The sequence below is a fragment of the Pannonibacter carbonis genome (genome assembly GCF_003012935.1).
Classification (GTDB): Bacteria; Pseudomonadota; Alphaproteobacteria; order Rhizobiales; family Stappiaceae; genus Pannonibacter; species Pannonibacter carbonis.
This window is the reverse complement of sequence record NZ_PUDR01000004.1, coordinates 172111-189341: the sequence shown is the minus strand read 5'-3', so window position 1 is coordinate 189341 and position 17231 is coordinate 172111. Positions and strand designations below refer to the sequence as shown.

General features: G+C 63.5%; 15 protein-coding genes and 1 tRNA gene. 8 read left to right on the top strand and 8 right to left on the bottom strand.

Going from position 1 to position 17231, the window contains the following annotated elements; genetic code table 11:
* Positions 1-150 precede the first annotated feature (150 nt).
* From tsaE to C8348_RS07235, 4 genes are all read right to left on the bottom strand, one after another.
* Positions 151-1698: a tRNA (adenosine(37)-N6)-threonylcarbamoyltransferase complex ATPase subunit type 1 TsaE gene (gene tsaE, locus C8348_RS07250; protein ID WP_106752635.1), complete on the bottom strand. Its 1548-nt coding sequence runs from the start codon at positions 1696-1698 to the stop codon at positions 151-153.
* 8 nt (positions 1699-1706) lie between these two features.
* The gene (locus C8348_RS07245) at positions 1707-4232 is read right to left on the bottom strand and encodes a PAS domain-containing sensor histidine kinase (RefSeq protein ID WP_106752634.1); all 2526 of its coding nucleotides are present in this window, start codon (positions 4230-4232) and stop codon (positions 1707-1709) included.
* Positions 4233-4461: 229 nt separating this feature from the next.
* Positions 4462-5850, bottom strand: coding sequence for an adenosylhomocysteinase (gene ahcY / locus C8348_RS07240; protein WP_106752633.1), 1389 nt, complete (start codon positions 5848-5850; stop codon positions 4462-4464).
* A 257-nt stretch (positions 5851-6107) separates the two neighbouring features.
* On the bottom strand, positions 6108-6497 hold the full coding sequence (locus C8348_RS07235) for a YybH family protein (RefSeq protein WP_157950397.1): 390 nt from the start codon (positions 6495-6497) through the stop codon (positions 6108-6110).
* Between the two features lie 159 nt (positions 6498-6656).
* Here C8348_RS07235 and C8348_RS07230 point away from each other — a divergent pair, with 159 nt between their 5' ends.
* The gene (locus C8348_RS07230; RefSeq protein WP_106752631.1) at positions 6657-7346 is read left to right on the top strand and encodes a helix-turn-helix transcriptional regulator; all 690 of its coding nucleotides are present in this window, start codon (positions 6657-6659) and stop codon (positions 7344-7346) included.
* A 131-nt stretch (positions 7347-7477) separates the two neighbouring features.
* Here C8348_RS07230 and C8348_RS07225 read toward each other — a convergent pair.
* Positions 7478-7564 (bottom strand) — tRNA-Leu (locus C8348_RS07225).
* Positions 7565-7738: 174 nt separating this feature from the next.
* Between C8348_RS07225 and C8348_RS07220 the strand changes: the two genes are divergently transcribed.
* Positions 7739-8713: a complex I NDUFA9 subunit family protein gene (locus C8348_RS07220; RefSeq protein ID WP_106752630.1), complete on the top strand. Its 975-nt coding sequence runs from the start codon at positions 7739-7741 to the stop codon at positions 8711-8713.
* A 75-nt stretch (positions 8714-8788) separates the two neighbouring features.
* Here C8348_RS07220 and C8348_RS21915 read toward each other — a convergent pair whose 3' ends face one another.
* Positions 8789-9040 (bottom strand): YjiS-like domain-containing protein, encoded by a 252-nt coding sequence (locus C8348_RS21915; RefSeq protein ID WP_157950396.1) that lies wholly within the window; start codon positions 9038-9040, stop codon positions 8789-8791.
* Positions 9041-9188: 148 nt separating this feature from the next.
* Between C8348_RS21915 and C8348_RS07210 the strand changes: the two genes are divergently transcribed.
* The gene (locus C8348_RS07210; protein ID WP_106752629.1) at positions 9189-10202 is read left to right on the top strand and encodes a helix-turn-helix transcriptional regulator; all 1014 of its coding nucleotides are present in this window, start codon (positions 9189-9191) and stop codon (positions 10200-10202) included.
* A gap of 35 nt (positions 10203-10237) precedes the next feature.
* Here the strand turns inward: C8348_RS07210 and C8348_RS07205 are convergent, their stop codons facing one another.
* A complete protein-coding gene (locus C8348_RS07205; RefSeq protein WP_106752628.1) occupies positions 10238-10519 on the bottom strand; it encodes a LuxR C-terminal-related transcriptional regulator in 282 nt (93 codons plus the stop codon).
* A gap of 160 nt (positions 10520-10679) precedes the next feature.
* Here C8348_RS07205 and C8348_RS07200 point away from each other — a divergent pair, with 160 nt between their 5' ends.
* Complete coding sequence (locus C8348_RS07200) at positions 10680-12116, top strand: helix-turn-helix domain-containing protein (protein ID WP_106752627.1); 1437 nt, start codon at positions 10680-10682, stop codon at positions 12114-12116.
* A gap of 18 nt (positions 12117-12134) precedes the next feature.
* Here the strand turns inward: C8348_RS07200 and C8348_RS07195 are convergent, their stop codons facing one another.
* Entirely contained in the window at positions 12135-12842 is a 708-nt protein-coding gene (locus C8348_RS07195; protein WP_106752626.1) for a GntR family transcriptional regulator, read from the bottom strand.
* A 104-nt stretch (positions 12843-12946) separates the two neighbouring features.
* Here C8348_RS07195 and uxaC point away from each other — a divergent pair, with 104 nt between their 5' ends.
* The 4 genes from uxaC (at position 12947) to C8348_RS07175 (ending at position 17223) form a co-directional block, all read left to right on the top strand.
* Positions 12947-14353 carry a glucuronate isomerase gene (gene uxaC / locus C8348_RS07190; protein ID WP_106752625.1) on the top strand — a complete coding sequence of 469 codons (1407 nt, stop codon included), beginning with the start codon at positions 12947-12949 and terminating at the stop codon, positions 14351-14353.
* A gap of 27 nt (positions 14354-14380) precedes the next feature.
* Positions 14381-15361 carry a TRAP transporter substrate-binding protein gene (locus tag C8348_RS07185; protein ID WP_106752624.1) on the top strand — a complete coding sequence of 327 codons (981 nt, stop codon included), beginning with the start codon at positions 14381-14383 and terminating at the stop codon, positions 15359-15361.
* A gap of 67 nt (positions 15362-15428) precedes the next feature.
* Entirely contained in the window at positions 15429-15941 is a 513-nt protein-coding gene (locus C8348_RS07180) for a TRAP transporter small permease (RefSeq protein ID WP_106752623.1), read from the top strand.
* Position 15942: 1 nt separating this feature from the next.
* On the top strand, positions 15943-17223 hold the full coding sequence (locus C8348_RS07175) for a TRAP transporter large permease (protein WP_106752622.1): 1281 nt from the start codon (positions 15943-15945) through the stop codon (positions 17221-17223).
* The last annotated feature ends 8 nt before the right edge of the window (positions 17224-17231 follow it).

Genomic DNA, 17231 nt, shown 5'->3' with positions numbered 1-17231 from the left:
TGGAGTGCGAACGACGGTTCGCTAGAAAGTAAGAAAAGGGCAGCATGGTCTCAAGCCATGCTGCCCTAGCTGTGACTGCTTCGCGGAGGGAGTGCAAGTGCGCCGCGCAGCGGCAGACGGTTGCAGCTGTCACCCGGCCTTGCGGCGGTGTCAGCCGCCGATCCGCTTGTGGAACCAGTGGTTCAGGTCGGCCAGCACCGGATGGGCCAGCGCCCGGTCGAGATAGCCGGCCATGCGTGGCAGATGCGCCATGTAGCCGGGCTTGCCCTCACGCAGGTTCAGGCGGATGAACAGGCCGAGAATCTTGGCAACGCGCTGGGCCGCGGTCACCGCATAGGCGGCATGGAAGGGCTCCGGGTCGAACCGCGTGTCTACCGTGCGGCGCGCGGTGACATAAAGATCCACCAGATGCCGTTCCAGCTCGTGTGGCATGTCGACACGGGCATCGAGCGCCAGCGACGACACGTCATAGGCCAGCGGTCCGATGACACAGTCCTGATAGTCGATGAGGCCGAGCCGGTCGACGCCATGGCGCTGCTCGCGCCAGATGATGTTGGGCGAATGATAGTCGCGCAGCACCCAGCCGGTTTCCGCATGCGCGATGTCATCCAGCGCCTTGTGCCAGAGCGCGTGATACTCCTCGCGGACATCGGCGGGAACAAAGTCTGGCGAGACCGGAACGCCGGCGCGCCAGGGCACGTACCAGTCGAGGAACAGGTCGGCTTCCGTCAAAAGGGCACGGCGGGAATAGGCCGGGATCGTGTAGCTGCCGCCGCCGGGCACAGGCAGCGTCTCGGACCAGGGCGCGCTCGCGTGCATGTCGGCGAGTAGCAGCGCTGCAGCCTCGTAGCGCTCTGGGATCGGGGCACGCTCGTGCACCATGGTATCCGAACCCAGATCCTCCAGCACGATGAGGCAGCGGTCTTCATCGGCGGCAAGGATTTCGGGAGCAGCATAGCCGCGCCGGCGCAGTTCCGTTGTCAGCGCGAGAAACGGCGCGATGGTGCGGGCGCGGTGGACGATCTCGCCGTAGCTGGGCGTTTCGCCGGGGCCGGCCAGCACATACAGCGGCGGTGCATTCATGACGATCGCGCTCGCGCCGTCGAAATGCAGCCGCTCATAGGTGCGCGCGGCGGCGTCGCCGATCAGATAGCGACGGGAGGCCTGGCCCCAGCCGGCCGCATGCATCAGGCTGCGGATGGCGATGGTGCGTTCAAGCCTTGCGCCCCAGCGGGATGCCGTCTCAGCCTCACGGGCCGAAAACACCACATGCCGGCCGTCGTCGTCGTGACCGGCGCTGAACGTCAGGAACAGGGCACCGGAAGGCAGCAGATGCCCGGCCTTTTCCGGCCATTCCACCAGCGCCGCGCCGGTTGCAACCAGCTCGTCGAGCCCGAGTTCGAGCAGCTCTTCCGGATCGTCCAGTCGGTACAGGTCAAGATGCGAGACAGTCAGGCGCGGCAGATCATAGGTCTGCACCAAGGTGAAGGTGGGGCTTGGAACCTCCAGCGTGCTGTTGGCGGCAAAGGCGCGCAGCAGGGCGCGGGCGAAGGTCGACTTGCCGGCCCCGAGGTTCCCGGACAGGGCGATCAGATCACCGGCGGAGAGAAGGGCGGCCAGATCTTCCGCGAGCCGGACGGTCGCAGCTTCATCGGCAAGGTCGAGGCTGAAGAGCTCGGTGGCGGGAACAGGCGCCATGTAAGTCCTTATTCGGCGGCAACGCGGCCGCTTGCTTCCGGCCGGGCCGGGAAGATGCAGGTGACCGTGGTTCCGGCGCCTTCGCGGGATTCGATCTCCACTTCCCCGCCATGCAGCTCGACGAAGCTCTTGACGATGGAAAGGCCGAGACCGGCTCCGCGTCTGCGGGCCCCGGAATCATGGCCGACAAAACGGTTGAACACCGCCTCTATCATGTCCTGCGGAATGCCGCAGCCGCGATCCTTCACCGTGAACACGATGCTGCTGCCACGCCGGCCGCAGGTGATGTCGACCACGCCGCCTTCCTCGGAATAGCGCACGGCATTGGCGATCAGGTTGAACAGAACCTGGCGCAGCCGGCGTTCATCCGCCAGCATGGTGCCGATGTCGTCCGGCACATGGGTGCGCAGGGTGATATTGGCTTCCGCCAGCCGGTCCTTGAGGCCTTCAACCGCTTCCGAGACGGTCCGTCCCACATCTACTTCGCTGAGATCCAGCTCCATGATGCCGGCGTCGATGGTGGCGAGGTCCAGAATGTCGTTGATGATGGCCAGCAGCGCCGAGGATGACGACAGGATGTAGTCGGCATATTCCGACTGCTTGTCGGACAGGTCGCCGAATTTCGGGTCGGACAGAAGCTGGGCAAAGCCGATGATGTTCGTCAGCGGCGAGCGCAGCTCGTAGGACACGTGCTGGATGAAGGCGTTCTTGAGCCCGTCGGCCTGCTGCAGCGCCTCGTTCTTGTCGACGAGCGCGCGCTCGACGTTGACGCTGTCGGTAACGTTAACGAAGGTCACCAGCGTGCCGCCATCCGGCAGGGGCACGGTGGCATAGTCGAGGACCATGCCGTCGCGCCGCTCCATGCGTCCGGCCAGATGTGTCCGGCTGTCCATCAGTCCGGTCACGGACCCGGCCAGTTGCCGCCAGGCCTCGGCTTCATTGGAGGTGGCAGCGCAGCTGTCGACCACTTCATTGACATGCGGCAGGGTTGCGAGGTTCTCTTCCGGCAAATGCCAGATGCGGCCAAAGGCCGGGTTCCACAGCCGCAGGCGGCCATCGGAGCCGAACACGGCGACGGCTTCGGACAGGTTGTCCAGCGTCTCGCCCTGGACCCGGATCAGCGCGTTGTAGCGGCTTTCCAGGTCCAGCCGTTCGGTGACGTTTTCATAGATATAGGTGACGCCGCCCTGCGGATGCGGGTTGGCAATGACGCGCAGCGTGCGGCCGTCCGGCAGGTGCCACCAGAATTCGCGCGCAGCCAGAGACTGGTAGCTCTCCAGCATCTTGGTGCGCCAGACGCGGTAATCCGCCTGCTCGGGCAGCTTTCGGCCGGCGCGCAGCGTGTCGAGCACGGTGCCGTCTTCCGGGTTCGCATCGAGAAAAGCCGGGTCGAGATCCCAGAGGGCGCGGAAGGCAGCGTTGTAGAACTGCAGCTTGCGGTCGGCGCCATAGATGGCAACGGCAGTTGCAAGCTGATCCAGCGTGCGGCCGTGGAACTCCTCGGTGCGCAGCAGTTCCTTGCGCGTCCGGTCAAGCTCCGACACGTCGATGGCCAGCGCTGCGCCGCCTTGCAGGTTGCGCACGTCGGTGACTTCGAAGATCCGGCGCTCGCCAGCGGCCACGATGGGCATGCGGGCAGAGAAGGCGCCGTCGGCCTGTCGGTCGCGGCGGATTGCCTCGCGCGCGGAGGCATCCAGGAAGTCAATGTTGCCCTCAACCGCCCGCGCCGGATCGGCAGCGTCCACGGCGTGGGCATAGGCGGAATTTGCCCAGGTGATCTGGCCTTCGCTGTTGCTCTGCCAGGCGGGTGCCGGCATGGCCTCCAGCAGGGCCCGCAGCGTTGCCAGCTCGCCGGCCAGGCGTGCGTTGAGGGCGCCGAGTTCGGCTTGCGCCTGCCGGTCGCCGGTCAGGTCGCTGAGCCGCAGCACGGCCGAGGCACCGGCGGTGCGGCCAACCGCCTCGACAAAGGTCTGTTCGCGGGTCTCGAGCGTCAGGGCAAAGCTCTCGCCGGCCGTGCGCAGGCGCAGCAGGTGGTCTTCCAGCAGCTCGGCCGATTTCGGTTCCAGCCAGCTGCCAAAGGCAAGCAGTTGAGCCGGCGCGCGCGGAACGCCGGAGCTTTCCGGCAGCACGCCCCACACGCCAGGGCGGGCACCGATGCGGGTTCCGTTGCCTTCGCCGGCGTCGGTCCAGGCGATAATGCGCTGGCCGTCGGTATCGAGCATGGATTCGAGACGGTCGACAGTGAGGCGCAGGTTCAGCATGTCCGCCGACATCCCTGCGATCTTCTCGGCAGAGACGCGGCGATTGCGGACATAGGCGAGCGAGGCAGTGATGGCAAAGACGCAGGCTCCGCCAAGTGCGGCGAGCCAGACCATCTGCGCCGGAGCAACGACAGCAGCCTCCGCCGCTGCCAGTGCGTCGCCGCCACTGGCCAGCATGGCCAGGATGCTGACGCCGGAAAGGGATATCCTTTTCAGAATCCGCTCCCGCCGCCCTGCGCTGATGCGCAAGCGTGACACGCCGACTGCCGGCATTTCGTGATCCTCATTCGCCGCCTGTAAGTCCGGCCGGAGGCCGGAGTCCTCAAGGAAATGCCTCGTTTCCCCTGATTCGTCCTGACCATACCGCGTTCGAGAATCGCGCTAAAGAGTCTGTTGCTGAAAAGTTAACAGGCCCCGCTTTGGGGCGGGGCCTGTGGATCGTGCTTTTCCGCAGGGTAAGACTGCGGATCCTTACCAGATATTGTGTCTGTCCGGCGTCAAATCAATACTTGTAGTGTTCCGACTTGAACGGACCGGCCTTCGCAATCCCCAAGTATTGGGCCTGATCGTCAGACAGTTCGGTTAACGTGACGCCGAGCTTGTCGAGATGCAGGCGCGCAACCTTCTCGTCGAGGTGTTTCGGCAGGACGTAGACCTCGTTCTGGTACTGGTCGCCGCGGGTGAAGAGCTCGATCTGGGCCAGCACCTGGTTGGTGAAGCTCGCCGACATGACGAAGCTCGGGTGACCGGTGGCATTGCCGAGGTTCACGAGACGGCCCTGCGACAGGAGGATCATCCGCTTGCCATCCGGGAACACGACCATGTCGACCTGGTCCTTGACCGGACGCCACTGGAAGTTCTTCAGCGCAGCAACCTGGATCTCGTTGTCGAAGTGGCCGATGTTGCAGACGATGGCCATGTCCTTCATCGCCCGCATGTGGTCGAGGGTGATGATGTCCTTGTTGCCAGTGGCGGTGACGAAGATGTCGGCGGTGCCGGCAACCTGGTCGAGGGTCTTGACGTCAAAGCCGTCCATCGCCGCCTGCAGGGCGCAGATCGGGTCGATTTCGGTGACGATGACGCGGGCGCCGGAGCCGGCGAGCGACTGGGCCGAGCCCTTGCCGACGTCGCCATAGCCGCAGACCACGGCGACCTTGCCCGACATCATCACGTCGGTACCGCGGCGGATGCCGTCGACCAGCGATTCGCGGCAGCCATAGCGGTTGTCGAACTTGGACTTGGTGACGCTGTCGTTGACGTTGATCGCCGGGAACGGCAGCTGGCCCTTCTTCTGCATTTCATAAAGACGCATCACGCCGGTGGTGGTCTCTTCCGTCACGCCCTGGATGAGGTCGCGCTGCTTGATGAACCAGCCCGGGTTCTTGGCCATGCGTTTCTTGATCTGGGCAAAGAGGTACTCTTCCTCTTCCGACTTCGGGTTCTCGATCAGGCTGGTCTCGCCGGCTTCGACGCGGGCGCCGATCAGGATGTAGAGCGTGGCATCGCCGCCGTCATCGAGGATCATGTTGGCACCTTCCGGGAAGTCGAAGATGCGGTCGGCGTAGTCCCAGTATTCTTCCAGCGTCTCGCCCTTGGTGGCGAACACCGGGATGCCGGCGGCGGCAATCGCGGCAGCGGCCTGGTCCTGGGTCGAGAAGATGTTGCAGGAAGCCCAGCGGACGTCGGCGCCAAGGGCGACCAGGGTCTCAATCAGAACGGCCGTCTGGATCGTCATGTGCAGCGAACCGGCGATGCGGGCGCCCTTCAGCGGCTTGGAGGCACCGAATTCGGCGCGGCAGGCCATCAGGCCCGGCATCTCGGTTTCGGCGATCTCGATCTCGGTGCGGCCCCAGTCGGCGAGCTTGATGTCCTTGACGATATAGTCGGTCATGAAAATGTCCTGTGTCTGACGGGCCAGTGGCCCGGAGCGGGGCGGAAAACGCATCTGGCCACAGGGTGCGCCCGGCCACAAAGCAGCCGGCCACCCTGCAGCAACCGCCGCCCTTATACCCCGCGCGGCCCGGCCCTGCAATTCGGATATAAAGCTTTCTTTATATCCCGTTCGAAAAGCTGCGAACGGGGTAAAGGAAGAATGGACGGGACGGGACGCCACATCGCCGGGCGCGAGAGCTCGCCCGGCGATGGCTGTCAGTTCGCCTGTTGCATTACCGTATCCCCGAAAGGATGGTCGAGAACCATTTTCCATGTCCCGTCCGGCTGCTTGCGCAGAACAGCGACAGACAGTGCCGTTGTGTTTCCGAGCGGACCGGGAGCGGTCCATTGCATCAGATGCAGGGCGATATCACCGGCGACAACCACCTCGTGGCCGCCGTAGGAGAAGGCGACGCCCGCATCAACAAACTGACGGAACATGGCTGCCAGTTCTGCTGTGCCTGTCGCCACAGCACCGCTCTGCGCCGCCCCCGGTGCCGGGACGACGACGGCGTCTGGCTCATAGGTGGACAGAATGCCCGCAACGTCGCCCTTGGCGAAGGCGTCGGTCATGCGGGTTATGGTTGCGTGGACGTCCTTTGTCATGCGGGTCGCTCCGGTGTCTGCGTGAAGGGAAGCAGGGATCAGGCCAAAAAGGACTGCCATCACCGCTGCCGCGCTGTGCTTGCGCATTTGAACCTCCGTTGTTGTCGGCCCGTCGTGTATCAAGGGTGGCAGTGACAGTTTCTGGCAGTGGCGGTTCGCATGCGCCTGTTCCGACTTTTTGCGTTGATGGATCATTTTCGCTCGCGCCTGCAGCCGACGACGGCGCGGGACCTCGGGCTTCTTCTCGGCGTGTCGGTGCGTACCGTCTACCGGGACATTGCCGATCTGCAGGCTATGGGGGCGCCGATTCGCGGCGAAGGCGGTATCGGCTACGTGATGGAGCGCGGCTACTTCATGCCGTCGCTGCGATTCGATACGGACGAACTTGAGGCAATTGCCCTCGGCATGCGGCTGGTGGCCGAGCGAGGTGGTTCGCAGCTGGCCGAAGCGGCTGGACGGGTGTCGGCCAAGATCGCCTCGTCGATCGGTGACACTGCCCGGGAAACAATGATCAAGACGCCGCTAGAGGCTGGGCCAAGCTCGACCGGGTTTTCACCGGAGGACCGGGCTCGGCATGATCGGCTTCGTGTTGCCATCCGTGATCGACAGAGGCTGCGGATCGACTATGTCAGTCGGAATGGCCAGGCGTCCTCACGCCTTGCTCGGCCGCTTGGCCTGACAGCCTTTGATGAAAGCTGGCTTCTCACAATCTGGTGTGAACAGGCCGGGGATTTCAGGCACCTCCGCGTCGATCTGATCAGGACGGCAGAGCCCACCGGCGAGACATTCCGGGACGAAGCTGGCAAACGGTTTGCCGACGCCCTGCAGCGGGAGCGCGGGGCGCCATAAGCCTATGAGCAGATAGTTGGCCTGGTACGCAGACCAGTCGTCAAGCTGCTGAAAAGACGTGCTGAAAACGAAAAAAGGTCCGGCGAACCGGACCTTTTTCATTCGGACCTGGTAGTGGTCCGAAGCAGATTTGGTGCCCAGGAGAGGACTCGAACCTCCACGCCCTTTCGAGCGCTAGCACCTGAAGCTAGTGCGTCTACCAATTCCGCCACCTGGGCTGTGAGAGGGGCTTTTAAGGATGGCTCGGGGGGTTGTCAATCGGCCTTTTGAGGAAAAATGTGTTTGTGTACATCGTGCCTTCACACTGGGCTGGCAAAGGGCTAAGAACCCTCGGGTAGCCGCTTTTCGGGCGGCATGGGATTTCACAAGCGACACGAGAGGGAGCGGCAGGCATGTCCAAGGCGCTCAACGGAAAACTCGTAACAGTGTTTGGCGGTTCGGGCTTTATTGGCCGCCACGTGGTTCAGGCGCTGGCGCGCCGTGGCTACCGGATCCGGGCAGCCGTGCGCCGGCCGGACCTGGCCGAACACCTGCAGCCGCTCGGCGGCGTCGGGCAGATCATGCCTGTGCAGGCGAACCTGCGCTATCGCTGGTCTGTCGACCGGGCGGTCGAGGGCGCGGATGCGGTGGTCAACCTGGTCGGCATTCTGGCTGCCTCCGGCAAGCAGACCTTCGACGCAGTTCAGGCCTTTGGTCCGCGCGCCATTGCCGAGGCCGCGCGCGGCGCCGGGCTGTCCGCGATCACGCATCTCTCCGCCATCGGCGCGGATGCGGCTTCCGATGCGGATTATGCCCGCACCAAGGCGGCCGGTGAGGCGGCCGTGCTGGAAACGCTGCCGGACAGCGTGATCCTGCGGCCCTCCATCGTGTTTGGCCCGGAAGACCAGTTCTTCAACCGTTTTGCCGCCATGGCCCGGGTGTCGCCGGCCTTGCCGTTGATCGGCGGCGGGATGACGAAGTTCCAGCCGGTTTATGTCTGTGATGTCGCCGAAGCCGTTGCGAAGGCTGTCGACGGCGACCTGACGCCCGGCGCGGTCTATGAACTGGGCGGTCCTGAAGTGAAGAGCTTCAAGGAATGCATGGAACTGATGCTCGAGGTGATCCAGCGCCAGCGCCTGTTGCTGCCGATTCCCTTTGGCGTGGCCAGCCTTCAGGCCGGCATTCTGGAACGGCTGCCGGGCAAGCTGCTGACCACCGATCAGGTCCGCATGCTGAAGGTGGACAATATTGTTTCCGCAGAGGCCGAGCAGGCCGGACGCACGCTGGCAGGCATCGGTATCAACCCGTCCTCGCTGGCGGCGGTGCTGCCGACCTATCTGGACCGGTTCCGCGAGCGCGGCCAGTACGACGCGCATCGTCTCGCCTGAGGCGGTGTTCCTGCAGGGCTGATGCCCGAATTTTGACAGGTTCACGGTCCTCCCGGCCGTGAACCTGTTTTCGTTTCACCGCTCCGATGTCCTGTGGCGTTGCAAGGGCTCAGCGCCGGCTCGGTCGATCTGCCATCGGCCATCGTCACCGCGCATCAGGCCGATGTCCTTCAGCATGCGTGCATCCAGTGCCGACAATTCGCGCTGTGCCCGGCGGATTTTCAGATGACACCGGAACCTGTCTAGGAGCAGCCGCATGAGCGTGCGGATGCCTGCTGCGTGTCCCGGTGTCGCATGTGCCTGGGCTGTGTCCTGTCCTGCGTGCATTGTGTCTCTCCTGTCCGGCGGGTGATCCGCCTTGAGGGGACACTGACAGGTCAATCCTGACAGCTGCGAGTCAGCTTTGATCTTGTTTTGTTCTTGGCGTATAGATTTTTCTCGAATCGATGCCTGAACCCCGACGAGCGCTGGCCCCATGAACCCGATCGACCGTGCCCTGGGCATTCTGCTGCTGCTTTCCGGTAGCAAGCTGGTCAGCGCTGCCACCTTGTCCGAGCGGTTTGCCGTGTCCCTGCGCACCATTTACCGGGATGTCGACCGTCTGATTGCCCTTGGCGTGCCGGTCGAGGCCGAGCGGGGAGCGGAGGGTGGCTACCGGCTTGCGGGCGGCTATCACCAGCCGCCCGTTGCCCTGACCCGCAAGGAGACGGCGGCGCTGCTGGTTGCGCTGGCCTTTGTCCGCGGCATCCGCGCGACGCCACTGGCGAGCGAACTCGAGACGGCGGAGAGCAAACTGGTCTCCGCCCTGCCGAAAAGCGCCAAGGATCTTTTGTCCCGGGCCGAGCGCATCATTGGGATCGAGCCCATGGCGGTGGACGTGTTTCATCACGCTACCCAGGCGCCGCCGGTGGGTGAGTGGCAGGCCGCGCTGGATGGCTTTATGGAAGGGATCCTGGCTGGCTGCCGCGTCCGCTTCGAGCATCGCAATCCGGCGCGGAACGAGATCCGCGAACATGAAGTCGAGCCCTACGGCATCCTGTTTGACCGCAATCTCTGGTATCTCGCCGGCCGCTCCGTCGACGCCGATGACCTGCGCATCTACCGGGCCGACCGGCTGCGCAACCTTACGGTCACCGGCATGCGCTTTCGTGCGCCGAAGGAATTCTCGGTCGAATCGCTGCTGGGCGGCGCCTGGCTGTCCCGTGCCATGCGGCGCTGGGCGCAGGAGGACGGTCTTGCAGAGCTCCGCGTGACTGCAGAACAGGCCCGTCGCCTGTCGCAGGACTGGTTTTATCGCCACGCTCTGTTCACGCCCGATGGCGCGGGCGCAGTCCGGGTGCGGCTTGCCGATACTTCGGCAGAACGGCTCTATCCGCTGCTGCGCTGGCTGGGGCCTGGAGCTGAACTGATCGCGCCTGAGGCGCTGCGCGCCGGACTGGCCACCGAACTGACTGCCATGGCGGCGGCACATGGAGGTGCCGCGCCATGAGTCATACCGAATTGCCTGGCCTGGGCAGTTGTCACTCAGGCAAAGGTTTCGGCGCGGATCAGCATGGCGACCGCGTGAATGCGGTTACGCGCCTTCATCCGGCGCACGGCAGCAGCGATGTGGGTCTTCACGGTGGCGACGGAGATGTCGAGGCGATGGGCGATCTGCTTGTTGATCATGCCTTCGGCCAGCATCCGCATCACGTCTTTCTGCCTGTCGGTCAGAAGCGACACCCGCTCCTCTGCCAAGACGACGCCCGCCGGACGGGCCGTGAATTCAGCCGCGCGATGCCAGTTCTCAGAAACGGTATCCAGCATGTCTCTCTCCCGCCAATGGCTCACTTGCCTTCACCCCGGATTTGCGTGTGGTCAGGTCCGGTTGCGAAGACCCTAGCCGTTTTGACGGCTTGTAGCGATATGCAAAGAAGTGATATGTTAAATTGCAAATTATTCGCAATTTGAGAGGGCGCGTGTAAGCATGGCCAAGAAACTCTTTGCCGGGCACGTGCTGCGCAAGCTGCGCGAGCGTGCGGGGCTGACGCAGGTCGCCTTTGCCAGCCGGCTGGATCTGTCGCCCTCTTATGTGAACCAGCTTGAAAGCAACATTCGTCCGGTCTCGGCCTCGGTGCTGATTGCCGTCAGCCGCGAATTTGGCGCCGATCTTGCCAGTTTCGAGGCCAGCGACCTCGACCGCCTCGTCGCCGATCTGGGCGAGGCCTTCGCCGACACGCGCTTTCATGATGGCAGCGTCGGGTTGCAGGACCTGAAAAGCGTTGCCACCCACACGCCGGATTTTGCCCGCGCCGTGCTTGGCCTCTATGGCGGGCTGCGGCGCATGAGCGAGCAGCAGGCGTCCTTTGACGATGCCCTGGATTCGCAAGGGGAAGCGGCCGGACGCGGTCCGCGCATGGTGCCGCCCTTCGACGAGGTGCGCGATCACTTCCACTACATCGACAATTATGTCGATGCGCTGGACGTCAGCGCGGAAGCCCTTGCGGAGCGGCTCGGTCTGGCCTGGCATCCGGACCGGTTCGCCGTCCTCGCCGGCTTCCTGCTCGAGACGCATGGCGTGCGGGTGGATGTGGCCGAACGCACCCGTCCGGATGGCCCGATCACCGCCTTCAACCCGCGCAGCAAGACCGTGACGCTGGACCGGGCCCTGCCACGTTCGGCGATGGAATTCCAGCTCGGGTGCCTGATTGCGGACCTGACCGCCGATCCGCTGATTTCCGGTCATGTGTCAAAGGCCGGGTTCCGCAGTCAGGCTGCGCGCGACATCTGCCGTCTGGCCTTGCGCAACTATTTCTCCGGCGCATTGCTGCTGCCCTATGGCGGCTTTCTGGCGCTGGCCAAGTCCTACCGCCACGATCTCGATCGCCTGATGGTGACGACCGGTGCCAGCCTCGAACAGATCTGCCATCGTCTGTCGACGCTGCAACGCAGCGGCGAGAAGGGCGTACCGTTTTATTTTCTCAAGGTTGACCGGGCCGGCAATGTGATCAAGCGGCACAGCGCGACGCGATTCCAGTTTGCCCGTTACGGCGGCGCCTGTCCGGTCTGGAACGTGCATGAGGCCTTCGAGAATCGCGACGGGCGGCTGCAGGCGCAGGTGGGCGAGATGCCCGACGGCAGCCAGTATCTTTGTCTGGCCCGTTCCATCTCGAAGCCGGCTGCCCGGTTCGGCGAGCGCGAGCGGCGCTATGCGCTGGGGCTTGGCTGCGAGCTGAAATACGCGGACATGATCGTCTATGCGGACGAGCTCGGCCTGACCGACCGGGTCAATCCGGCGCGCATTGGCATCAACTGCCGCATATGCCCGCGCGGCGATTGCCAGGACCGTGCCTTCCCGGCGCTCGACAAGGAACTGCTGGTCGACCAGCGCGCCCGGGGCATCGTGCCCTTTTCGCTGCGGTGAGGTAATTGCGACCAGGCGTCAGTCTTCCAACGGCTCCTGCGCAAAATATTGCATGTGCTCGGCGCGGATGCGGATGATCTGGGTACGGATGCGCGCCAGATGCTTGCGCATGTCGCTCACGGCCAGTTCAGCGTTGCGGGCGCGGATTGCATCCATGACCTTGCAATGATCCTCGAAAGCTTCATTCGAGGCAAAGGCGAGGGACAGGTAGCGCACCCGGTCCATATGCGCCTTGTTCTCGCGAATGATCTCCCAGGCATGCCCATGCCCTGACCGCTCACAGATTTCACGGTGAAACTGGTCATCCAGCGCCTGGAAATCGAGCGGACGCCCCTCCTGTATCGCCTTGCGTTGCAGGTCGAGCAACCCGTCCAGCACGGTGTGGTCCGCAGATGTCAGCTTGCTACAGGCAATACGCACGGTCTCGGCCTCGATGGCCGTGCGGATGAACTGCGCCTGGAGGACGGCGTTTTCCGAGATCACCGACACGCAGGTCGCCCGTTGCGGACGTATGGTGAGGAAGCCGAGCTTGGATAGCCGGTAGAAGGCATCGCGGACAGGCTGGCGCGAGACGCCGGAGGCCTTCGAGACATCGACTTCGGAAATTTTCGTGCCCGGCGGCAGTTCCAGCGACAGGATCTGCCGGTGCAGCGCGTCAAAAACGGCATCGGCGACCGATGGCCGGTTCAGGGCCTCGATGGCCCGCAGTTGCACTGATCCTGACATCCGCACCTCCGTTGACTCGCTTTGCATACTAGCATATTAGTTTTGTTGCCGACTACCAAGCAGTCAAAGAACCGCAATAGTCGGCCTCAGGGAGGAGAACAAGAGTGACGATACTGGATCCGGACCGACTTTTCCCGCTGGACTTGGAAGCCCGGTCCCTGGCGCGCGATCTTTACGCCGACACCCAGAGCCTCCCGATCGTCAGTCCGCATGGCCATACGGACCCGCGCTGGTTCGCCGAAAATGCAGCCTTTCCAGATCCGGCGCAGCTCTTCGTCACCCCCGATCACTATGTCTTTCGGATGCTGTGCTCGCAGGGTGTTCCCCTGGAAAAGCTTGGTGTTCCACGTGTCGACGGTGGCTGGACAGAAATCGACGGACGCGGCATCTGGCACTTGTTCGCGCAGAATTATCATGTGTTTCGCGGCACACCGTCCCGTCTCTGGCTCGATCATGCCTTTGCCGATGTCTTCGGCGTCACCCGCCGCCTGAGCGCAGAAACGGCGGATGAGATCTACGACCAGATCGCCGACTGCCTCGCCCGTCCCGAGTTCCGCCCGCGCGCGTTGTTCGAGCGTTTCAACATCGAGGTTCTGGCAACGACAGAAAGCGCGCTGGATGATCTGCGCTGGCATGCGATGATCCGCGACAGCGGCTGGAAGGGGCGGGTGATCACGGCCTATCGTCCCGATCAGGTGGTCGATCCGGAAATGCCCGGTTTTTCCGGGGCGGTTGAGCAACTCGGCGCCCTGGCGGGAACCCGGTCGACAAGCTGGGACGGCTATCTTGAGGCGCACAGGAGCCGGAGGGCCTACTTCAAGCAGTTCGGGGCGACCTCGACGGACCACGGCCATCCCACAGCCCGCACTGAAAATCTCCCACAGGCCGAAGCCGCCGCCCTGTTTGACAAGGCCTTGCAGGGGCGTTGCACGGCTGAGGAGGCGGATGCCTTTCGTGGCCAGATGCTGACGGAAATGGCCCGCATGAGCCTTGACGATGGTCTGGTGATGCAGATCCATCCAGGCTCGGCCCGCAACCACAACGCGGACGTGCTTGCCCGTTTCGGGCGGGACAAGGGCTTCGATATTCCAACACGCACCGACTACGTTCGCGCCCTGCGCCCCCTGTTGGACGCCGTCGGGATGCGGGCTGATCTGACCGTCATCGTCTTCACGCTGGACGAGACGGCCTATTCGCGGGAACTCGCTCCGCTTGCCGGTGTCTATCCGGCACTTCGGCTCGGTCCCGCCTGGTGGTTCTTCGACAGTCCGGAGGGGATGTCGCGGTACCGCCAGATGACCACGGAAACGGCCGGGTTCTACAACACTGTCGGTTTCAACGACGACACCCGGGCGTTCTGTTCGATCCCGGCCCGCCATGATGTGGCGCGGCGCGTGGATTGTGCCTTCCTAGCCGGTCTCGTCGCCTCCGGGCGGCTGGATGGCGACGAGGCGCGCGAGGTCGCACACGACCTTGCCTACCGGCTTGCGCGGCAAGCCTACCGGCTCTGACCGGTTTTACTGATGGGAGGAGAAATCATGACTTTTATGAAACTGGCGAAGGCAGCGCTCCTGGCGAGCGTGATGATGACCGGGTCGGCCATGGCCTGCGAGACCACCTTGCGGTCATCCGACACCCACCCGGACGGCTATCCGACCGTCGAGGCGGTCAAGGCGATGGGCAAGTTGCTTGAGGAGCGGACCAACGGCCGGCTGTGCATCGAGGTGTTTCACTCCGCCCAGCTGGGGCAGGAGAAGGACACCATCGAGCAGACCAAGTTCGGTGTCATCGACATGAACCGCGTCTCGATGGGTCCGTTCAACAACCTCGTCGAGGAGACCAAGGTCGTCTCGCTGCCCTTCATCTTCCGCTCGACCGAGCACATGCACAAGGTGATGGACGGGCCGATCGGTGAAGACATTCTCAAGGCCTTCGAAGAGCATGGTTACGTTGGCCTTGCCTTCTTCGATGGCGGATCGCGCAGCTTCTACAATTCGAAGAAGCCGATCACGTCGGTCGAGGACCTCAAGGGCATGAAGGTCCGCGTCATGCAGTCCGACATTTTCGTCGACATGATGACGGCCCTTGGCGCCAATGCGACGCCGATGCCCTATGGCGAGGTCTATTCCTCGATCCAGACCGGTGTCATCGACGGGGCCGAGAACAACTGGCCCTCGTTTGAATCCTCCGGCCACTTCGAAGTCGCCAAGTACTACACCCTGAACCAGCATCTGATGGTGCCGGAAGTCCTGGTGATGTCGAAGTCCAGCTGGGACAAGCTGTCGGCCGAAGATCAGGCCACGGTCCGTGAGGCAGCCAAGGATGCAGTTCCGTTAATGCGTGACCTGTGGGTCGCCCGTGAAAAGGCATCAGAGGAAAAGGTTCGCGCTGCCGGTGCCCAGGTGATCACCGACATTGACAAAAAGCCGTTCATCGACGCGATGAAGCCGGTCTACGAAAAGCATGTCACCTCGGACAAGCTGAAGGAACTGGTGGCCCGGATCCAGGCCACCGAGTGACCTGAGCCCGCATGCCCGCGCCGGTTCCGGCGCGGGCTTTTCTTCTTGCTGTTGGTTTCAGGTCATCATGCACGCGCTTGCCCAGATTTGCGGGACGATCTCCCGCCTGGCCCTCTGGATCGCCGGAGTAGGCCTTTCCCTGATGACCGCGATCATCGCGGCCCAGGTGTTCTTTCGCTATGTGCTCAACGACAGCATTGTCTGGAGCGAGCCCTTCGCCGTCATCCTCATGGGTTGGTTCATCTTTTTCGGGGCAGCTGTCGGCATCCGGGAGGGCTACCACCTCAGCTTCGACATCCTGCTCTACGTCGTGCCGCCGCGGGTCAAGCTTGCGTTGTTCAGCTTGTCTGACGCCTTGGTCGGGGCCTTCGGGGCCGGCATGGCGTGGTACGGGCTGGAGCTTTGCTTTTCTGCCTGGAACGTCAAGCTGCCTTCGCTCGGCCTCTCCGGGGCGGTCGACTTCATGCCGCTGGTTGGTGGCGGCGTGCTGATCTTCCTGTTCTCGGTTGAACGTCTCTTGCGCCGGGCCGCCGGCCTCCCCACCGCCCGCTTCGGCGAAGTTGACAGCGCGGAGGCGTGACATGGAGTTCTGGGTTCTTTTCGGGACATTCGGCTTCCTGCTGCTGATCGGCATGCCGGTCGCCTTCTGCCTCGGCATCTCGTCCTTTGCCACCGTCGTCTATCTCGGCTTGCCGCCGATGATCGTGTTCCAGCGGCTGAATTCCGGCGTATCGGTCTTCGCGCTGATGGCAATCCCGTTCTTTATCTTTGCCGGCGAACTTATGGTGCGCGGCGATATCGCCCGCCGTCTCGTGGCGCTTGCCGGAGCGGCGGTCGGGCACATGCGCGGTGGTCTCGGGCAGGTCAACATCGCAGCTTCCGTCATGTTCGGTGGCATCTCGGGTTCAGCCGCGGCTGATGCCTCCGCCATTGGCGGCCTGATGATCCCGCAAATGAAGGAGCGCGGCTATGGCGTGGACTATGCCGTTAACGTCACCGTGGTCTCCTCGATCATCGCGCTGCTGATCCCGCCGTCGCACAACATGATCATCTATTCGATCTCGGCCGGCGGGCGCATTTCCATCGCCGACCTGTTCACCGCCGGCATCATCCCCGGCCTGCTGCTGGCGCTGTCGCTGATGTCCGCAGCCTGGTGGGTGGCAAAGCGCCGTGGCTATCCCACTGAAGCCTTTCCCGGCTGGGGGGCGGTCGGCTTCCTGTTCGCCAATGCGATTCCCGGCCTGATGCTGATCGGCATCATTTTCTTCGGCGTCCGCTCCGGTGTCTTCACCGCATCGGAAAGCTCTTGCATTGCCGCAGTCTATGCACTGCTGGTCACCGTCCTGGCCTATCGCACGATGACCTTGGACAACTTTGTCGCCTCCACCATGGCGGCAGTTCGCACCACCGCGATGGTGCTGCTGGTGATTGGCTGCGCAGCCTCTTTCGGGTGGCTGATGGCCCTCTTGAAGGTTCCTGCCGAGATGGTCGCGCTGCTGCGCGGCGTTTCCGACAATCCCATTGTCATCCTTCTGCTGATCAACGTCATTCTGCTGTTCCTCGGCACCTTCATGGACATGTCGCCGCTGATCGTCATCACGACGCCGATCTTCCTGCCAGTCGCTGCGGCCTATGGGGTCGATCCGGTGCATTTCGGCGTGATCCTGATCCTCAATCTGGGCATCGGTCTGTGTACGCCGCCCGTCGGCTCGGTGCTGTTCGTCGGCTGCGCCGTCGGGCGCATAACGGTCTGGGAGGCGGTGAAGACGATCTGGCCCTTCTACGGTGCGGCTTTCGCGGCGCTTTTGCTGGTGACCTATATCCCCGCCCTGTCCTTGTGGCTCCCTTCCCTGTTCCGATGAGGCCCCCG